Raw genomic sequence first — 17751 nt, 5'->3', positions numbered from 1 at the left:
TATCGACACAAAACCAAAAAGCCCCAGCCAGGCAGTATGCCAAATGGCTGGGGCTTTTTGTTAGTTAGTTTTTGTTAGCTCTTCTGCATTTGTTGACGCTTTTTCAAAAAGGTCAGCCAGCTTTCTACTGCATCATCCGGCGCAATCTGTTTGGCAAGACGCGCTTGTTTCAGTGCCTGCTCATACTGCTTCAGTTTGTAGTGAGCTTGGACTTTAGCCAACGCAATATCTTTGTCCGAGGCGCCTTTATCAGCATGCTCAAGCGAAGTAAGCGCTTGCTGATACTCACCTTGCTGGATCTGCATTAACGCGAGTTGCCAGTGGTATTGGCTGTCTTTTTTCACCGCCTGTTTCCATGCCCCGATCGCTTGTGGCCATTCCCGAGCCTGCTGCCAAAGGCTTGCCTGTTGCGCCAGCGTTTGCGCATCTTGCTCTGAGGCGGGTAAACGTTTTAGCCATTGCGCCGCACGCTCTGGCACGCCCTCATTGGCATAGAGCTGAGCAACCGTACGCTGTTCGCTTGGCTCAAGGGTAATGCCTTGGCGCTGCGCCAGTAAGTAAGTGCTAATTGCCTCTTTTGGCTGTTGCAATCGCACATAGTTTCCGGCCAGTTGCCGCCACCACTGCTTATTGTCAGGCTCGCGCTTAATCAACGCTTTCAGCGTCGGTGTGGCACCACGCCATTGCTCAAGCTGAAGCTGAGCCCCTAATTTAAGTGATAAGGCCGATACACTGGCAGTGCTTGTGACCACATCTTGATAATCGGGATACGCCTTTAATACTTGGCTCCACTGTTCACGCTGATAATGTGCCTGCATAATGCGCAGCCACACATCTTCACTTTGATCCGCCTTTTCTTTGGGGATCGCGCGAGCCAACGGGTAGTAATATTGCAGCGCCGACGCATACTGGCCATCGATCAGCAATAAATCGGCTAACATGCGCTTGGTTTGCCACGCTTGTGCATCTTGCAACTGCTCACTGTCCACCGCACGCTGAATATGCACAATGGCTTGGTCATTATTGCCATATTGCCAATAAAACACCCCTAATGAGCGATCCACAAACGCTTTGTCATACGCCCGACTGACACTCAAATTATCGAGCAGCGCAATGGCTTCACCCAGTTTTGCATCTTGCTCAAGGGTTTGTGCTTTTTCAATCGCGCGTGCCACCGATGGCGAAAGCTGCGCGGCAGCAGGCACCGACATCAATAGCAACGTGCTAATAAATAGTCTTTTCCACATCAGCGTAAATTAAACTCCAATTTGACCTGTTGCCCGGGTTGCGCCACCGCATTACCGTCGACCACTTTCGGCTCGTATTTCCACTTCCGTAGGGCACGTAATGCCTCACGTTCAAACACACGCGGTGGATTGGCATCGACCACTGTTAAATCTTGCGGGCGACCCGATGGACCAATGGTAAAACGCACCACCACATAGCCTTCTAAGTTTCGGCGCATCGCACGCGGCGGGTAATTAGGCTCCACCCGGAACAATGGCATCGCTTGTTGGTTATTGGGGCCGGTATTCAGATTTAGCTCACCCAATGAAGGCGCTTGTACCATCACCCCTTGGATCCCACTTTGCAGATCCAAATTAGGCATATCAGGCTGTGGTGATGAGGTAGACTGCGATTGCGTCTGCGTCACCGGCGTGGGCGTGTCAGGCATTTCGGGCGGTTTAGGCCGCTCTGGCACAGTCCGCTGGCGACGCTGCACCTCGGTATCCGGCTCTTGCATAAAAATATCGATGCGCGTTGACGACGATGTTTCCTGCGGACGTTGACTGCTATGACCTACCATCAATGCCATCAACATAAAAAGCCCTAAGGTAAACACCAACGCCACCGGCATTGAAATCAACCATCGCTTCATTGCGGTGACTCCGTTGCCAACGCAATACTGCCAATACCCGCCCCTTTTGCCGCATCCATCACCTTGACGACCGTGCCATTATACGCCAGTTCATCAGCCTGAATCACCAAAGACGCATCCGGTTTATCCAGCAATAAGTGCTCTAGCGTGGCTTCAACACGCTCAACATCCACGAGACGTTTATCGATATAGATCTCGTTAGAGGCCGTCACCGCAATAAATATACCGGCCTCTTTCTGGCTGGTGGCGTGACTCGCTTCTGGACGGTTCACTTCAACGCCTGACTCGCGCACAAATGAGCTGGTGACAATAAAAAAGATCAACATGATGAACACAATGTCCAACATGGAGGTTAAATCAACTTGCGCTTCTTCGCGCTGTTTTTGGGCTCGAATCAATCGCATTACTGACTCCGAAGCGCCTGCTCGAGCGCAATTTCGCGGCGCTGACAGGCTTTAACTAAACGAGCATGGGCAAACATCCCAGCTAAGGCCGCAACCATTCCCGCCATGGTGGGTAAGGTTGCCATGGAGATCCCTGATGCCATCAAACGTGGGTCGCTAGTGCCTTGACTTGCCATCACATCAAACACAGAGATCATACCGGTCACCGTGCCAAGCAATCCGAGCATCGGGCAAATCGCCACCAAGGCTTTAATAAATCCTAAATAGCGCCCCAACTCTTGCTGGGCTTGAAACAAGACCCCTTGACGAATGGCTCGGGCATACCAAGAGCGCTGATCGGCACGCGCCTGCCAAGCACGCACCCATGCATCACGCTGTGCGGGAAAGCGAGAGAACAAATACAACAGCCGTTCAATCACCAGCAACCAACACACAAACACGACCGCCCCGAGCCACCACAACACCGGGCCACCTTCCGCCATAAAGTGGCGCAAGGTGCTCCCCAAGTCTTGCTGATTCAGCTGTGAGAATAACTCGACGTCTATCATGCCGTTGGTCCGATTGCCGCCTGATTGTCTGTGGTTTCCGCTTGCTCGGCGACTAAACTAATGCTTTGTTTTTCGAGCATGCCGCGAATATGGTCCGCCTGCCCGCTGAGAATATTATGCGCCAACAGCAAGGGAATCGCCGCAATCAGACCCAATACCGTGGTCACCAGGGCCATTGAGATCCCATCGGCCATGACTTTCGGATCACCATTACCAAACTGGGTGATCACCTGGAAGGTTTCGATCATCCCTGTCACCGTCCCCAACAGGCCTAGCATAGGGGCAAGCGCCGCCAAGAGTTTGAGCATCGACAGGCCTTTTTCACAGCCGTGCTGCTCATCGACCACCGCTTCAAGTAAGCGTAACTCGAGCGATTCGACATCACGCTGGGGCGCATCGTGATAGACCTTAAGCACACGGCCAAGCGGGTTATCTTCGGGGGTGTCTGGGTGCTTCAATTGGCGATGCATTTTGGCATGAATCGACAGCAACACTGCCCCGCGGTATAGCGCAATGAGCAAGCCGACGGCCAACAAGGTGGCAATCACTTTGGCAACAAAGCCGCCTTGTGCGAAGCGATCGCCCAGGCTCGGCGCGTTTTCTAGCTGGCCGAGCAACGTGCCACGGGCCGGATCAATCAGTACCGTCTCACCCACTGAAGACACCGCTTGCTCAAGGGTTGACGTGGTTAACGTATTGTCCGGTTGGGCGCGATACGGCACGGCGACTTGGCGATCGGTTTGCCAATTTAGGTAACCTTGATCATTCACTAAGCCGACGTTGCCCACACGCACCACCGCTTGCTCCGATGCCACACCTTGCGCATTTACCACCGGTAACGACACGGTTTGCAGCTCACCGCTGGTTTGCATTTGGGTCAGCATCCCTTGCCATAGGGCATTGAGCTGCTTGAGTGATGGCAATGTATCGGCCGCGACAATATCCGAGACGGTTTGATTAAATGCCGGCTGAGTGATCGCCACATAGCTGGACACGCCATCGGTTTGAATGGTTTTACTCGCTTGGCGCACCACGCCAAATAGCTCACCTAAACTGCCCGACTCTAAGCGAAGTTTGTCTTCCAACGACGCCAATTGCTGCTCGTTGTCACTAAAAGTATCACTGAGTTTTTCGGTTTCCGTCTCCAGCGCATTCCGGGTTGCCTTGAGCTGATCACGCTTTTGGCGCAGCTCACGTTCCGTCATCGCAAATTGTGCTTCACGCGCTTGGTTGTGCTCACGTGCCTGCTGCTGAGCTTGCTCGGTTTGTCCAACCAAATCATCGGCGTGAGTCAAAGGGGCAACCGCGACCAAACAGGCGGCGGCAATCAGGGTTTTCCAGCTCATGATTTCACCCCTTGGTTGGCACTTAATGGCAACGATAACAACGACGGGGCCACTTGTTTTTGTGCCACCGCAAAGGCCTTATCCACCGCTTCACCGGCGCTAGCATCTAGCTCGACCCAGGTTTCATCACGGGTGCTCCACACCCAATGCTGCTGACCATCGAGGCGACGCGCCACCAGCGACACACGGCCCAGATGCAAGACATCCACTTGATGCTCGCGACCGTTAAGCACAATGGTATCTTGGTAGGCATCGAGTTTGCTGCCGTAATCACGCTCTATCTGATATGCCTCAAGAATACGACGGAATTTTTCTGAGTCCGCCACATCGGCGCGGCCCATCATCGCCTTCAGTTTTTCAACACGTGCTTGGCGTTGATCGGCTTTGAGCGGAATGTCGTTAGCAAGCCACTGCTCAAGCCCGCCGAGCATGCGATACATCAACGGCACAATGCCTTGACGCGTCTCTTTGATCTCGGTGATTTGATCGCGCAGGCTTTGTGCTTCTGCCTGTTGGTTGCTGACTAAGTTTTGTAAGTGATCGCGGTAGATTTCGAGGTTACTGATTTGCGCCTGGATTTGTTCAATTTCTTGGCGCATGGCTAAACTGCTGTCCGCGCGGCGGTTAATACGAGATTGCGACTGAGCCGCTTCTTGGGTGGTGTTACCCTCGATGGCTTGCGCCTGTTCGAGCTGATCCGCACTGGCAACGGGCGTCAGGGCCAAACAAGCGGCCACTCCCCAAGCAAGGCGAAAAGAAGACGATTTTATCATGGTGATATCTGCAAACATGCTTAATGACAGGGCTTTAGCCCCAAACAAAAGTGAGAATAGTTTCTATTTGCGTGTAATGTACCGAGTTTGGCGGAAAAGATCTAGCCTAGCAGTAAAGGAGCTCGGAGAATATTGCGGCTTATCCGTAAATGACAACGTATATCTATTGACTATATACAAAAACCATTTAGAATGTATATTAAATAGATACACAGGATGGTGTTATGGCTACAAAAACAGCGCCAATCAACATGCGGGTACAGCCATCGGTAAGAGACATTATCGATGCTGCGGCAAGTTTGAAAAAAGTCGATAGAACCGTATTCATTCAGCAAGCAGCGCTTAATGAAGCGCATAGCATACTGGCCGAACAACGGGATTTTGTCCTTGAAGCAAAGGCGTTTGAAGCTTTCGACAACGAACTTCGTGCAGAGCCGCGAGCGCTTGAAGGCGTGAAGGATCTGTTCAATAGGAAAGCGCCTTGGGAATAAGTGCCCCCACACTACTGACTGATGAGCACCAGATTAATGCCTTTCACTGTGGTATTGAAGCACTCGATACATGGTTAAGAAAACAGGCGTTAAAGAGCCAAAAGCGCGGAACCGCGAGAGTGTATGTTGCCAATGACACAGCAGCCCACCAAGTGATTGGGTACTATGCCATTGCCATGGGTTCAGTATCGAGAGAGCACGCATTTAGCTCACTACGGAGAAATAGCCCTGACCCGATTCCTATGGTGATTTTAGCAAGGCTTGGGGTGGATAACGCCTATCAAGGTCAAGGCATTGCAGCCGGTCTTTTAAAAGATTGTATCATTCGCTCAGTACAAGCAATGAACGCTGTTGGTGGCGCGGGTATTTTAGTTCATGCCATTGATACCAGTGCGCAAACGTTCTACAAAAAATTTGGCTTCAAAGAGTCAACGTTTGACCCTTTAGTACTCATGGCACGCATCTGTGATATCGAAAAATCATTGTCCATAGACTGAGGTGATGACTCGCTGCCATGATTCAAACTCCTTATGCATTGTCACGCCAGAGAGTAGGAACGAGTGATCAATACGCTGTTTTTCCCGAGGTGTTTTCTCTCGTTCCCACGCTCCTGTGTGGGAGTGCATACCTCGCTACCACTCACGACAAACCGCCAGTAACCCCGACGCGCCCTCGTAATCTCTGGCACTCGAATAACGCCAGTGTGCCGCGTCATCAACATAGCCCCGCTTCACCGGGTTTTGATGAATGTAGTCGATTTTCTGCCACATCATGGCGTCGCTTTGTATCAATTCAGGATGCACACCCTCCTGCCAAAACTGATAAGCGCGGTCACCTTTGTGGGCTTTTTTATAAAACGCCAATTGATCCAGAATTTGTTTAACGTTGCGCTCAGCAAGGTATTGAATCAGATTTCTCGCCGTCCATGATTTAAGTCGAGCAAGATATTGACGGTGTCCGGGCGCGTGAATACCGGGATCCAGTGCAGCACGGTCAAGGTGACGAAGTGCGGTAAGTGAGGCTCGGTGATTTTGTAGCGGCTTCTCCCCATGATTCACACTCCATATGCATTACCACGCCGGAGCGTGGGAACGAGGTATCCTTTAGTTTGTTATCTAACACCTGCCAATACCCCCCCTTCTTGGGGCCATGGAAAGCGAGTCTCTTTTGTTGTTTCAACTTAGCCACGGCGCGTTCAATGGTACTTGGCGATTTGCCTAAGTAGGCAGCAATCTCGGCTAAGGTTAAGGTTGGCTGATTGGCTAACAAGCTCAAAACTTGATCTGGAGTTTTTACCCGCGTTTCTACCTGCTTTTCTACCCGCACTTTTAACTCGTTCCCACGCTCCTGCGTGGGAATGCATACCAAAGTTATCCTCTAACAATCAGATTTTCCCCCAACGCCTTTAAATTTATCAACAAACGCAGCAATTGTGTCACGATTGAACCTCCCAATGGCCGGCTTTATCAGAGCCGACCCGTTTAATCCTTTGCGCTTGCTGTAACTTGGCCAACGCGCGACCAATGGTGCGAATGTCTTTGCCGATCCGCTCGGCCAGCTGCGGCCGCGTGAGCGTTTTATCGGCCGCTAGCAGGGCGATGATGGCCTCCGGCGTTTTCAATCCTTGAATATCCTCCGCATCAATATTATTTACAGGGGCGTTTACAGAGGCATTTACAGGGACGTTTTGTGTTCTCGTTCCCACGCTCCCGCGTGGGAATGCCTACCTCGCTACCACTCACGACAAACCGCCAGCAGCCCCGTCGTGCCCATGTAATCTCTGGCACTCGAATAACGCCAGTGAGCCGCTTCATCAACATAGCCCCGCTTCACCGGATTTTGATGAATGTAGTCGATTTTCTGCCACATCATGGCGTCGCTTTGTATCAGTTCAGGATGCACACCCTCCTGCCAAAACTGATAAGCGCGGTCACCTTTGTGGGCTTTTTTATAAAACGCCAATTGATCCAGAATTTGTTTAACGTTGCGCTCAGCAAGGTATTGAATCAGATTTCTCGCTGTCCATGATTTAAGTCGAGCAATATCATGATCCAATGCCTTACTTTGCAACACTAAATGACAGTGGTTTTCTAACACCACCCAAGCGTATACCTTTAGACCGTCCTTGTTTAAAAAACGCAACGAGTCGAGCAAGATATTGACGGTGTCCGGGCGCGTGAATACCGGGATCCAGTGCAGCACGGTCAAGGTGACGAAGTGCGGTAAGTGAGGCTCGGTGATTTTATAGCGGCTTCTCCCCATGATTCACACTCCATATGCATTACCACGCCGGAGCGTGGGAACGAGGTACGACTTCTACCCATTATTCACACTCCGTATACACTCCCACACCGGAGCGTGGGAACGAGCGAAACAAATTGTTGTAGTACGTTCCGGCCTGCGGCCTCCACCGGACGCTCCTGTCGGAGCGTCGCTAAACAAAAGCGTTATATTCTAGTCACACTATGAGCATATATGTGTACCAATAATGAGAGTGTGTGCATATAATGCGGGCATTGATGTTATTTGGAACTTTTTGCCATGGTTAAGACTTACGAGCATGAAATGCATTCTCTTGCTCCTTATTCGTTTCGCTGTTATAACAAAGATCTTGAGGGTAAAAGAGAGCAAAGGTACTCAACCTTAGATCGCATTGGGCAGTACGACTTGTTTGAGATCCTAAAGGTATTTATTCGGAATAACTCAGGTTCATACCAAATCAAAGATGATACTCGTCAAGTTTACCAATTTAGTGATTTTACCATTAACGAGAATACCCGGGAAATCTACGGCTGGTTCAACGTAGGTTACTATGGTATTAAAACAGATATCATTGATATTGAAACCGGTAAGGTTGATTTCGAGAAAGCTCAAAATAATGCTGAGATATTCAAGCATTACGTGCATTTTTACATCCCCGTGGGTGTAAATGAGGCGATGGCTTTTTTGCACTCTTACAGAGGCAATGGCATTAAAACTCTTTTCTACGTTCTTTTCTCTACCTACTTCAAAAACATAACCAATCTAACTCTTCAAATGAATCCTCTTGCGTATGATAAGGCGATTCATGCGTGGTTAGATGCACCTGCGAAAGAGGTCAAGTTAACGAGATTTGTTGGTTTAAAAGATGCAGCAGACCAAATACGAAAACTAGGTCACAATGAACAAGAGTTAATTATTAAACCTCCTCGCAAAGGTACCTTAGGAAAACTTAGAGATTACATGACACGAGGTAACGATAGGTTACAAGCAGTGGAAGTGCTTTCTGAGTTTGGTTCTCAAGTAAAGACAGTGGTAGAGCTAAACGGAAAAAAGAGAACATTTTGTGTCGGCAATCGCTCTACCAACACAGTTTGTGAAATTGAAATAGATGAGACAGTGGTTCTTGATAATGGCGTTCCTCTACTTGAGTCTATGACTTGGTGGGTTAGACAAATCTCAAGAGAATACGCTCAAACAATGTACCCCGGTATGAATTTAGAGGTTCCATATGAGCTCGAAAATTAATGTTTGCAACATAATTTTTGGTCACTTAAACACATTAAAAGATGCATCATCAAGTAAGGTTAGTCTTGTTGATGTATTCACTTTCTTTATTGTGCCACTCTTGTTTGGAATTTTGGTTTTTTTATCAGGCTTTAAGCTTAACGATAACCTGATATCACTATTGGTTAACTTTGGTGCGATATTTACGGCACTGCTCTTAAGTGTCTTAGTTTTGGTTTATGACCAAAGTTCAAAGTTGTCTGAGAGAAATGAAAGAAACAAAGTTCCTTTCTACACGGTCAAGAAGTCATTACTGGACCAGCTTTATTATAATATTTGTTACTCTATTGTATTGGCATTGGCACTTATACTTATGTGCTTTCTAGAGTCCATCACTAGAGGGAAATTATTAGATTTAGCATGTATTGGTGTGCCCAAGCTAGATATTAACATGTACATTTTTACGCCGATCGTAGTTTTTATATCAGTCCACCTGATATTGACAATAGTTATGATTGTAAAGCGTATGCATGTATTACTCACCACTGAGTAACGAATATAACAAATAAGAATAAGTGTCGCGCAGCCGAAACTTTATTTGGGTGTTGAACAAGCCCGTTGCTTTATTAAGTAAATAGCTCGAATACGGATAGGTAGGCGCTGCGTCTGGCGAGGGTGTTCAATATTCTGTGTCAGCCAATTTTCATAGGTCTATGTGATCATCCAGTCGGCCTTCGAAGTGAATGGTCAGCTGCGATAGCGTCAGGCTCCAGTTCTGCACCGGATGCGACCAACGCTCAGACGCCTTTAACATACCTGCGTAGAGTAGCTTGAGCAAGCTGTTCTCATTGGCAAAACCGCCTTTGGTTTTGGTCAGTTTGCGGAACTGGCGGTGCACGGCCTCAACGGCGTTCGTCGTATAAATGGCGGTACGCACGTATTCCGGATATTTGAAGTAAGTAGAGAGTGTGAACCATTTATTGCGCCAGGACTTAATAACGATGGGGTATTTGTCACCCCACTTAGCTTCTAAGTCATCCAGCGCGCTCTCTGCGGCGGATAATGTGACTGCCTTGTACACACACTTCAAATCGGCCATGAAGGCTTTTTGGTGCTTACTGGCCACGTATTTCATTGAGTGGCGAATTTGATGAATAATGCAGTGATGTACTTCCGTCTTCGGATAGATACTTTCAATCGCTTCAGGGAAGCCCTTAAGACCATCAACGCACGCAATAAGGATATCTTTTACACCACGGTTGTGCAGGTCGGTCAGCACGCTGAGCCAGTGATGGGCACCTTCAGACTCTGACAGGTAAAGGCCCAGCAGCTCTTTTTTACCCTCAACGTTGAGGCCGAGAATGGTGTACACCGCTTTAGTGATAAAGCGCCCGTTCTCTTTGATTTTATAGTGAATGACATCGAGCCAGACAATCGGATAGACCGCTTCTAATTGCCGCTCACGCCAAGCCTGAAGCTCAGGCAATAGCTTATCAGTCACGGCATTGATGGTACCGTTGGACACATGAATACCGTACAACTCTTCGATATGCATGCGGATATCTTGGTAACTGGTACCCAGCGAAAACAGCGCAAGGATTTTACGCTCCAACTCATCGGTTAAATGCGTTTGATGCTTTTTCACTAATTGCGGCTCGAACGAGCCTGCTCGGTCCGTGGTGTACTGAGTTCAAAGCCGCCAGCCGGGCTCTTAACGGACTTTGATGTAGAGCCGTTTTTACGGTTAGGCTGCTTTTCATCAGCGAGGTGTTCATCAAGCTCAGCTTGCATGGCTGCTTCAGTGAGCTGCTTGATGAGGGAGGTTAAGATACCGTCTTTGCCGGTGAGGTCTTTACCTTCACGCAAAGCTTGCAAGGCGGTATCCATATCGAATGTTGGTTTGGTCATGTGTCATTCCTTTTTGATACAGTCTAACGAAATGACACAGAATTCTGAACACTACCCACGGTTCACTAATGCCTGATTGCATTGCTTCCAGTTACTGATTTTATACTTGGCTTTGATGATCTGCTCGCCGCTAGCGTGATGAGTTCAATGATTATCTGAATTCAGGCAACGCAGTTTCCGAAAGTAAAATCTCCGCTTTTCCATCCAGAGCTTCTTTTATTGTCCGCCACTCCGGCATAAACCGATCCAGCAGGTTGTAAAACCGCTGGCTGTGGTTGTGTTCCACCAGATGACACAGCTCGTGCAGAATCACGTAGTCGATGGCCCGGATTGGGGCCTTGACCAGGTGCGGGTTCAGTAGCACTGCGCCCTCGGGTGAACAACTGCCCCACTGAGTCTGCATCTCCATGATGCGCCAGGGCGGCAGAGTTTGTGTCCAGGGCAGAGTGTCGACCATGAGTTTAAGCCGTCGCTCGAACACGTCCCGGGCCTTGTCTCGGTACCACTGGCTTACCACTTTCTGCGTCCGCTCTGGACTGACGTTCTTTCCTTGCACGCGCAACTGCCCGCCTAAGAGCTTGCAGGTCACTTTCTGCTGATTGGGGTCGTTGATCACCTTCAGCACGTATCGCCGGCCTAAGTACAGCATGCTCTCCCCGCTCACCCATTGTCGGGGTTGAACGTAGCGGGTGCGCTCCTCGATGTCATCCAGGTGTTTGAGTATCCACCGTGCCCGGCGCTGGACGGCAGACTTGATCTCCGGCAGCTGAACCGACTCAGGGGCGTCCACCTGCACCATGCCATTCGGATGCACATGCACCCTTATGGTGGCTTTCTTGTGATCAGGCACATAGCACAGGCGGTACCGGAACTCCCGGTCACCGTACCGGGACACGTACTCCAGTGGCTGCTCGTCCTGATGTGACTCTACGGAGGCCATCAACGGGCGACTCCATTACGCAGAATCTGCACCACCTCATCGAGCATCACTTTGGCTTTATCCAGCCCGATGAGGCCGAACAGCTTTGGCAAGAGCGTTTTGCGAACGTCCTGCTCAATACCGACCGGATTCAGAGAGTTCTCGGCCACGGCGCGGTTAACCACTTGATCGATCTCGAAAGCCTCTTGAATCAGCTGTTCGCCCTTTTCGGCTTCCAGTGCAGAGAAGTCCTCGCCCACTACCAGCTTGAAGGCCCCATAGTAGGCCTGAGCGTGCTTGTTACCCTCGAACCGGTCAGTGGGCAAATCGGGTACGTCCCGCTCTTCCACCATAGCTTCCAGATCACGGAACAATTTGAACTGCGCCTTGTAGTCAAACATGGATTCGGCTTTTTCGATGGCTTCTTTCAGCAGCGCTGAAAACACCTTTTTGGCATAGGGGTCGTCGCCAAGCTTTTCTTCGATGGTTTTTTTGGTACGAGTTTTGATTTTATCGGTTTCGTTTCGAGCCTTATCGTCTGACCAATAGTCTGGGCGGGTTTCGCTAATCGATTCAATCACCACTGCGTCTTCGCTTCTATCAACATCAACGCCCGTCACGTACCGGTCAATCAGATCCCGAATCTGGCCCTCGTAAGCGGAGTAATCGACAGTTTCCTGAGCATCCATACGCACGGTTTTCCGCAGCTCGGCGAACCACTTCAGATCCGCTTTGTATCGGCGAATATCCGCCTCAGAGAACGCCTTATCCTCAAAGAAGCCCTGGGTGGAGAGAGCGGTCTTCAAGCACATACCAAACTCGGTCAACGCTTCGTAGAAGTCTTCCCGCAACGCTTGCCGGCTATCCATCTCCACGCCGTCCTCATCCGTCTCGTACTTGGGCATGAACACTTGGCGGTAGGACTCTTGATCCAGCCGGTTATCAATGTGGCTGAAGAAGCGCCAGAGTCGGTCATGCAGTGCTGGCAGCTTTTTATATTCGGTATCTACGTTAGCGTACAGGCCCTCGATATCCTCGATGGCAAAGCCGCCCTGAGTCTGGTGCTCATAGTCCTGGTAGTCGCGGATCGCGGTATCCAGCTCTTTGAGGATGCCCCGGTAATCAATCAGGTAGCCAAAACGTTTTTGAGGATGCAGGCGGTTCACCCGGGCAATGGCCTGGATAAGATTGTGTCCCTTTAACTGCTTATCAATATAGAGCACCGCATTACGGGGCTCGTCGAAGCCGGTCAGCAGCTTGTCCACCACGATTAGGATGTCCGGTGGCCCATCGGTACCGAAATGCTCGATGATGGTCCTCTCGTAGTCCTCAGGATCGCCCGTGACGTTTTTCTTCCACCATTCCTGCACCAGCGGCAGGCTGGTCTCATCGACCTCAGTGTGGCCCTCCCGGGTGTCCGGGGCAGAAATCACGATGGCACTGGTCACCCGGCCCAGATCATCTAGCGCTTTCTTGTAGCGGATCGCGCTGAGCTTGCTGTCCGTCGCCAGTTGGCCCTTCAGCTCCAGTCCGGCCTTTTTAAAGTTCTCGCTGAAATGCACGCTGATGTCGAAGGCATTGAGCTTGATACGGTCTTCGGCAGTATAGATCTGGCCCTGCTTGGCGTACTTGCGTTTGAGGTCGGCTTTCTGGTTGTCCGACAAGGACGCTGTGACTTTCTCGAACCAGGTATCAACGGCTTCCTGGTTCACGTTTAACAGCGGCTTGCGCTCTTCATACAACAGCGGGGTAATCGTCCCATCTTCTACGGCCCGCTTCATGGTGTAGGCGTGGATAATGGCGCCGAACTTTTCGGCAGTTTCGCTTTTTTCCTTGTCCAAAAGCGGGGTGCCGGTAAAGGCAATGAACGACGCATTGGGCAAGGCCAGGCGCATGCGCTGGTGGTTCTCACCGCCCTGGCTCCGGTGCCCCTCATCGACGATGACGATGATGTTTTCGGAGGGGTTGTAGCACTCCGGCTGTTTAGCGGCTGAGGCGAACTTGTTGATGATGGTGAAGATGATCCGGTCGTTGCCCTGGCCGATGCGCTTGGCCAGATCTTTACCGGAGCGGGTCTTGGCGAGTGAATCGCCACTCTTCTTGCCGGCGATATCGCCACCAAAGGCCCCGCCGGTCAGAAAAGTCTTGGACAGCTGTTTCTCCAGATCCACTCGGTCGGTGACCACGACGATCCGGCAGTTCTTCAATGCGTCGCTGAGCAGCAAGGCGCGGCATAGATAGACCATGGTGAAGGACTTGCCGGAACCAGTGGTGTGCCAAAGCACACCGCCTTTACGCTCACCCGAGGGCTTAAAGTCAGAGATACGTTCCAGCAGGGCCTTGATACCAAAAGCCTGTGGGTACCGGGCCGCGATTTTGCCAATCTTCTGGTCGAACAGGATGAACAGCCGCAGAAACTCCAGAAAGCGGTACCGGTCAAGCAGGCCCACTAACAGCCGATCCTGCTCGGTGGGCATCATCGGCTTCGACCAGAGGGCTTCAAAGTAATCGCGGATCTTACCGGGTTTGTCCTGAAACAGGGCGTCCTTGTCCGACGCAGACAGCGGCTGATTCGTGATGCTCTGAACGTACCGGTCGTCGAACTCCTCATCCTGCCACTTCGACCAGAACTTCATCGGCGTATGCGTGGTGCCATACCGGCCATCGTTGCGACTAATCGCAAACAACAGCTGAGCGAAGGCGTACAGGTAGGGGATCTCATCGTTTTTCTGGTTACGGATGTTCTGGCTGATCCCTTCTTCCACCATGTCCTTATTAGGGTTGCCGGAGGCCGCCTTCTTGGCCTCGATCACCGCCAGAGGAATGCCGTTAACAAACGTCACCACATCCGGCCGGCGGGTGTGGGTGCCCTGGGCGGACAACACTTCCATCTCCTCGGTGACATGGAACTGGTTGTTGTCTAGGTTCTCCCAATCGATGAGATGGATCGTGGGCGTGGCCTTCTTGCCGTCGACAAACTCGGTCACGGTAATGCCGAGCGTTAGCATGTCGTAAACGGACTGGTTGGCCGCCATCAGACCCTGCGCCATGGACGGCGTGGTGATCTCACGCATCACCTGATCCACGGCCTGTTCAGATAACGGGTACGATTCACCTTTGAACTCGAATCGACGCTGGCGCAACACCTGCTCCAATACTGGCTTCAACACCACATCCCGCTGGCTGCCCCGTAGGGCCTGACACTTGGTGGCCGGCAAAAACGTCCAGCCAAGGTTAATCAATGTAGCCAAGGCCGGGATGTGGCTGGAATACTGCTCATTCCCTTGAGGGGTGGTGTTCATGCGGCCTCCGTTTCCACGTTCACCCGACGTTTGCCGGTGAGGAGTTGTTGCATCAGGGCTTTTTTTTCGTTTTGTAGCAGTTCAAGCTTGGTTTTGATCGCATCAATGTCACGAGATGCTAGATCTAGCACCTCGGCAATAGCTCTTTGTTCATCAAAAGATGGAGTGGGTAGCTTTACTTTTAAAAAAGCTTTTGGGTTGAGACGCTTTGAGCCAGTTCCTGTCATCTTTTTTTCGAGATCAGTGTAAAACCACTCTTGTGAGCAGAAATATAGGAACCAGTGACTATCAACTCCTTCGTTGAAATCAAAAGCCGGTAGATCTTGAGATGTCTCGAACTTATCAAACTTCTCTGGAATAAGACCGAACGCAGCTTTATGAATGTTTTGCTTCCCATAGATGAATTGGCCTGCAAATCGAACATAATGAGCTGTTGAACCCTTGGCTTCGGTTCCTCGGACTTCTCGTTGTTCAATGCCTTTCAAATTGAGCCGTACCGTCAGTCGTTTGCTTGGGTCATTAGAGTCTGACTGGATACGGCTCTCTATCAAGAATTTTCCAATCTCCTGGTAGCTCCACTCCCCTTCAAACCCCGGCAACCGCTTCTTCCCAGTCAGCAACTGCTGCATCAAGCCTTTTTTCCGCTGTTGGCTGTTCTCAAGCAGGCGCTCGGTGGCGGTGATGGCCTGATCCCAGGTGGAGAGGATCTGGGCGATCTTTTTTTGTTCGGGGAGAGGAGGGAGATTAATTGGATATGCTTTAACCAAGCTAGTATCGAGTCTTCCTGTTCCGTGCCCGGCTGTGCTGACAAGCTGCCGAATTTGATGTTTTTGTGCAACTAGCAGAAATGAAAGGAATAGGCCGTCAACATGGTCTTTGGGTACTAGGGCCTTAATATCTTGATTGAATGCCAGCTCTCTACTGGCGTAGCCGACTGGAAAATCCTTTAACAGGGTCATCCCTCGGACGAGAATCAGCGATGACCCCTGAGGAGCTTTTTTTGCAACGGCAAAGCCTTCGGTGGTGAGCGTATCGATGCTCTTTCGAAGGTAATGTGATTTAAGGTCTTTACCCGAAATCCATGGCTCAGAGCCGCCCCAGTAACCCATAGTTTGTTTGCTGGGTGTGCCCCCAGAAGAAAATGTTGCAACATCGCCAATTTGTCTGGCTTTCCACCCATCAGGCACCATAACCCAACTCCTTCAGATAGCCGTCCATCTGCTCGTTCAACTTCGCAATCTCAGCTTCAATCTCCTTCCGCTCCGCTTGCACGGCCATCAGGTCGATCTCTTCCTCTTCCTCGAAGGTGTCCACGTAGCGGGGGATGTTAAGGTTGAAGTCGTTCTCCTGGATTTCTTCCAGACTGGCCACGTAGGAATACTTGTCTCGGGTGTCGCGCTGTTTATAGGTGTCGACCACCTTGGCGATGTTCTCATCGGACAACTGATTCTGGTTCTTGCCGGCCTGGAACTCGCGACTGGCGTCGATGAACAGCACCTTGTTGTCGGTTTTGTCCCTACGGAACACCAGTACGGCCGCCGGGATGCCGGTGCCGTAGAACAGTTTCTCGGGCAGGCCGATCACGGCATCCAGAAGGTTCTCCTCGATCAGCTTCTTCCGGATCTTTCCTTCCGCTGAGCCTCGGAACAGGACGCCGTGAGGCACAACAACTGCCATGCGGCCGGTCTTTGGTTTCAGCGTCTCGATCATGTGCAGGATGAACGCATAGTCGCCCTTGGACTTAGGCGGCACACCGCGACGGAAGCGGGCATACGGGTCGCCGTCAGCGCCTTCATAGCCCCACTTCTCCAGTGAGAACGGGGGGTTGGCCACCACCACTTCAAAATGCTTTAGACCGCCGTTCTCGTCCAGTAGGAGCGGGTTACGAATGGTGTCGCCCCATTCGAGCTTATGGTTGTCGATACCGTGTAGAAACATATTCATTTTGGCCAGGGCCCAGGTGCTGCCAATGGCCTCCTGACCAAACAGGGCAAACTTCTTGGAGCCGTCTTCCTTGCGAATCTGGTTGGCGCACTTGAGCAACAGGGAGGCTGAGCCGCACGCCGGATCGCAGATCTCGTCGCCGGCCTGGGGATCAACGATCTCGGCCATCAGCTCGGACACTTCCGGCGGGGTATAGAACTCGCCGGCTTTCTTGCCGGAGGTGGCTGCGAAATTCTTGATCAGGTATTCGTAGGCGTTACCAATCACATCTAGCTTCCCGATCCGACTCGGACGCAGGTTCAGTTCCGGCCGAAGGAAGTCTTCGAGGATGTAGCGCAGGAGCTCGTTCTTTTGCTTTTCGTCGCCCAGCTTCGTCGAGTTGAAAGAGATGTCCTGGAACACATCTGCCAGCTTGACGATGTTGGCTTCTTCAATGGCGTGCAACGCCTTGTCGATCCGCTCACCGTTGCCCGGCTCATGGCGCTTGTCGTGGAGGTCGTAGAAGCTCGACCCCCGGGGCAGAACGAAGCGCTCGTTCTTCATCAGCTCTTCGATCAGCTCCGGCGTATCGCCGTATTCAGCCACATAGTTGTCGTAGTGATCCTGCCAAACGTCCGATAGATACTTCACGAACAACATGGTTAGCACGTAGTCCTTGTAAATGCTGGGGTCTACCGTGCCCCGGAAGGTGTCACAGGCGTTCCAGACCGCTTTGTTGATCTGTTCCTGCTTTACTGCGTCGTTGCTCATA

General features: G+C 51.1%; 17 protein-coding genes and 1 pseudogene. 3 read left to right on the top strand and 15 right to left on the bottom strand.

Features of this window, described 5'->3' with window-relative positions:
- Window positions 1-74: 74 nt before the first annotated feature.
- Genes BZG76_RS07945 through BZG76_RS07920 form a run of 6 tightly spaced genes read right to left on the bottom strand, consistent with a single transcriptional unit; the run spans window position 75 to window position 4950 of the window.
- Entirely contained in the window at window positions 75-1247 is a 1173-nt protein-coding gene (locus tag BZG76_RS07945; RefSeq protein WP_077460843.1) for a tetratricopeptide repeat protein, read from the bottom strand.
- Window positions 1247-1879 (bottom strand): energy transducer TonB, encoded by a 633-nt coding sequence (locus BZG76_RS07940; protein WP_077460842.1) that lies wholly within the window; start codon window positions 1877-1879, stop codon window positions 1247-1249. Before BZG76_RS07940 ends, BZG76_RS07945 begins: the two co-directional genes overlap by 1 nt.
- On the bottom strand, window positions 1876-2283 hold the full coding sequence (locus tag BZG76_RS07935; protein WP_021023790.1) for an ExbD/TolR family protein: 408 nt from the start codon (window positions 2281-2283) through the stop codon (window positions 1876-1878). The genes BZG76_RS07940 and BZG76_RS07935 overlap by 4 nt, the downstream gene beginning before the upstream one ends.
- Window positions 2283-2831 (bottom strand): MotA/TolQ/ExbB proton channel family protein, encoded by a 549-nt coding sequence (locus BZG76_RS07930; protein WP_077460841.1) that lies wholly within the window; start codon window positions 2829-2831, stop codon window positions 2283-2285. The genes BZG76_RS07935 and BZG76_RS07930 overlap by 1 nt, the downstream gene beginning before the upstream one ends.
- On the bottom strand, window positions 2828-4177 hold the full coding sequence (locus BZG76_RS07925) for a MotA/TolQ/ExbB proton channel family protein (RefSeq protein WP_077460840.1): 1350 nt from the start codon (window positions 4175-4177) through the stop codon (window positions 2828-2830). The genes BZG76_RS07930 and BZG76_RS07925 overlap by 4 nt, the downstream gene beginning before the upstream one ends.
- The gene (locus tag BZG76_RS07920) at window positions 4174-4950 is read right to left on the bottom strand and encodes a DUF3450 domain-containing protein (protein WP_108742876.1); all 777 of its coding nucleotides are present in this window, start codon (window positions 4948-4950) and stop codon (window positions 4174-4176) included. The genes BZG76_RS07925 and BZG76_RS07920 overlap by 4 nt, the downstream gene beginning before the upstream one ends.
- A gap of 224 nt (window positions 4951-5174) precedes the next feature.
- Between BZG76_RS07920 and BZG76_RS07915 the strand changes: the two genes are divergently transcribed.
- Both BZG76_RS07915 and BZG76_RS07910 read left to right on the top strand, forming a co-directional pair.
- Entirely contained in the window at window positions 5175-5441 is a 267-nt protein-coding gene (locus BZG76_RS07915) for a type II toxin-antitoxin system TacA family antitoxin (RefSeq protein ID WP_021023794.1), read from the top strand.
- Window positions 5432-5938: a GNAT family N-acetyltransferase gene (locus BZG76_RS07910; protein WP_077460839.1), complete on the top strand. Its 507-nt coding sequence runs from the start codon at window positions 5432-5434 to the stop codon at window positions 5936-5938. The genes BZG76_RS07915 and BZG76_RS07910 overlap by 10 nt, the downstream gene beginning before the upstream one ends.
- 135 nt (window positions 5939-6073) lie before the next feature.
- On the opposite strand, the gene BZG76_RS07905 is transcribed toward BZG76_RS07910, so the two are convergent.
- The 4 genes from BZG76_RS07905 to BZG76_RS07890 form a co-directional block, all read right to left on the bottom strand.
- A complete protein-coding gene (locus BZG76_RS07905) occupies window positions 6074-6499 on the bottom strand; it encodes a hypothetical protein (protein ID WP_198532313.1) in 426 nt (141 codons plus the stop codon).
- Entirely contained in the window at window positions 6435-6767 is a 333-nt protein-coding gene (locus tag BZG76_RS15660; RefSeq protein WP_198532312.1) for a MarR family transcriptional regulator, read from the bottom strand. The genes BZG76_RS07905 and BZG76_RS15660 overlap by 65 nt, the downstream gene beginning before the upstream one ends.
- Window positions 6768-6876: 109 nt before the next feature.
- Entirely contained in the window at window positions 6877-7146 is a 270-nt protein-coding gene (locus BZG76_RS07895) for a winged helix-turn-helix transcriptional regulator (RefSeq protein WP_077460838.1), read from the bottom strand.
- 26 nt (window positions 7147-7172) lie between these two features.
- The gene (locus BZG76_RS07890) at window positions 7173-7703 is read right to left on the bottom strand and encodes an REP-associated tyrosine transposase (RefSeq protein ID WP_077460837.1); all 531 of its coding nucleotides are present in this window, start codon (window positions 7701-7703) and stop codon (window positions 7173-7175) included.
- Between the two features lie 279 nt (window positions 7704-7982).
- Here BZG76_RS07890 and BZG76_RS07885 point away from each other — a divergent pair, with 279 nt between their 5' ends.
- Window positions 7983-8948: a hypothetical protein gene (locus BZG76_RS07885; RefSeq protein ID WP_241824061.1), complete on the top strand. Its 966-nt coding sequence runs from the start codon at window positions 7983-7985 to the stop codon at window positions 8946-8948.
- 682 nt (window positions 8949-9630) lie between these two features.
- Here the strand turns inward: BZG76_RS07885 and BZG76_RS07875 are convergent.
- The 5 genes and pseudogenes from BZG76_RS07875 to BZG76_RS07855 all read right to left on the bottom strand — a co-directional run bounded on the left by BZG76_RS07875 (window position 9631) and on the right by BZG76_RS07855 (window position 17750).
- A pseudogene (locus BZG76_RS07875) lies at window positions 9631-10835 on the bottom strand (IS256 family transposase).
- A gap of 151 nt (window positions 10836-10986) precedes the next feature.
- Window positions 10987-11775, bottom strand: a complete 789-nt coding sequence (locus BZG76_RS07870; protein WP_077460835.1) for a M48 family metallopeptidase — start codon at window positions 11773-11775, stop codon at window positions 10987-10989.
- On the bottom strand, window positions 11775-15056 hold the full coding sequence (locus tag BZG76_RS07865; RefSeq protein WP_077460834.1) for a type I restriction endonuclease subunit R: 3282 nt from the start codon (window positions 15054-15056) through the stop codon (window positions 11775-11777). The genes BZG76_RS07870 and BZG76_RS07865 overlap by 1 nt, the downstream gene beginning before the upstream one ends.
- Entirely contained in the window at window positions 15053-16246 is a 1194-nt protein-coding gene (locus BZG76_RS07860) for a restriction endonuclease subunit S (protein WP_077460833.1), read from the bottom strand. Before BZG76_RS07860 ends, BZG76_RS07865 begins: the two co-directional genes overlap by 4 nt.
- Window positions 16236-17750, bottom strand: a complete 1515-nt coding sequence (locus BZG76_RS07855; RefSeq protein WP_077460832.1) for a type I restriction-modification system subunit M — start codon at window positions 17748-17750, stop codon at window positions 16236-16238. The genes BZG76_RS07860 and BZG76_RS07855 overlap by 11 nt, the downstream gene beginning before the upstream one ends.
- Window position 17751 lies beyond the last annotated feature (1 nt).

This window comes from Salinivibrio sp. AR647, from assembly GCF_001995415.1.
Taxonomy (GTDB): domain Bacteria; phylum Pseudomonadota; class Gammaproteobacteria; order Enterobacterales; family Vibrionaceae; genus Salinivibrio; species Salinivibrio costicola.
Note: the sequence above shows the minus strand (reverse complement) of the source record. Positions and strands in the feature narration are given on the sequence as shown.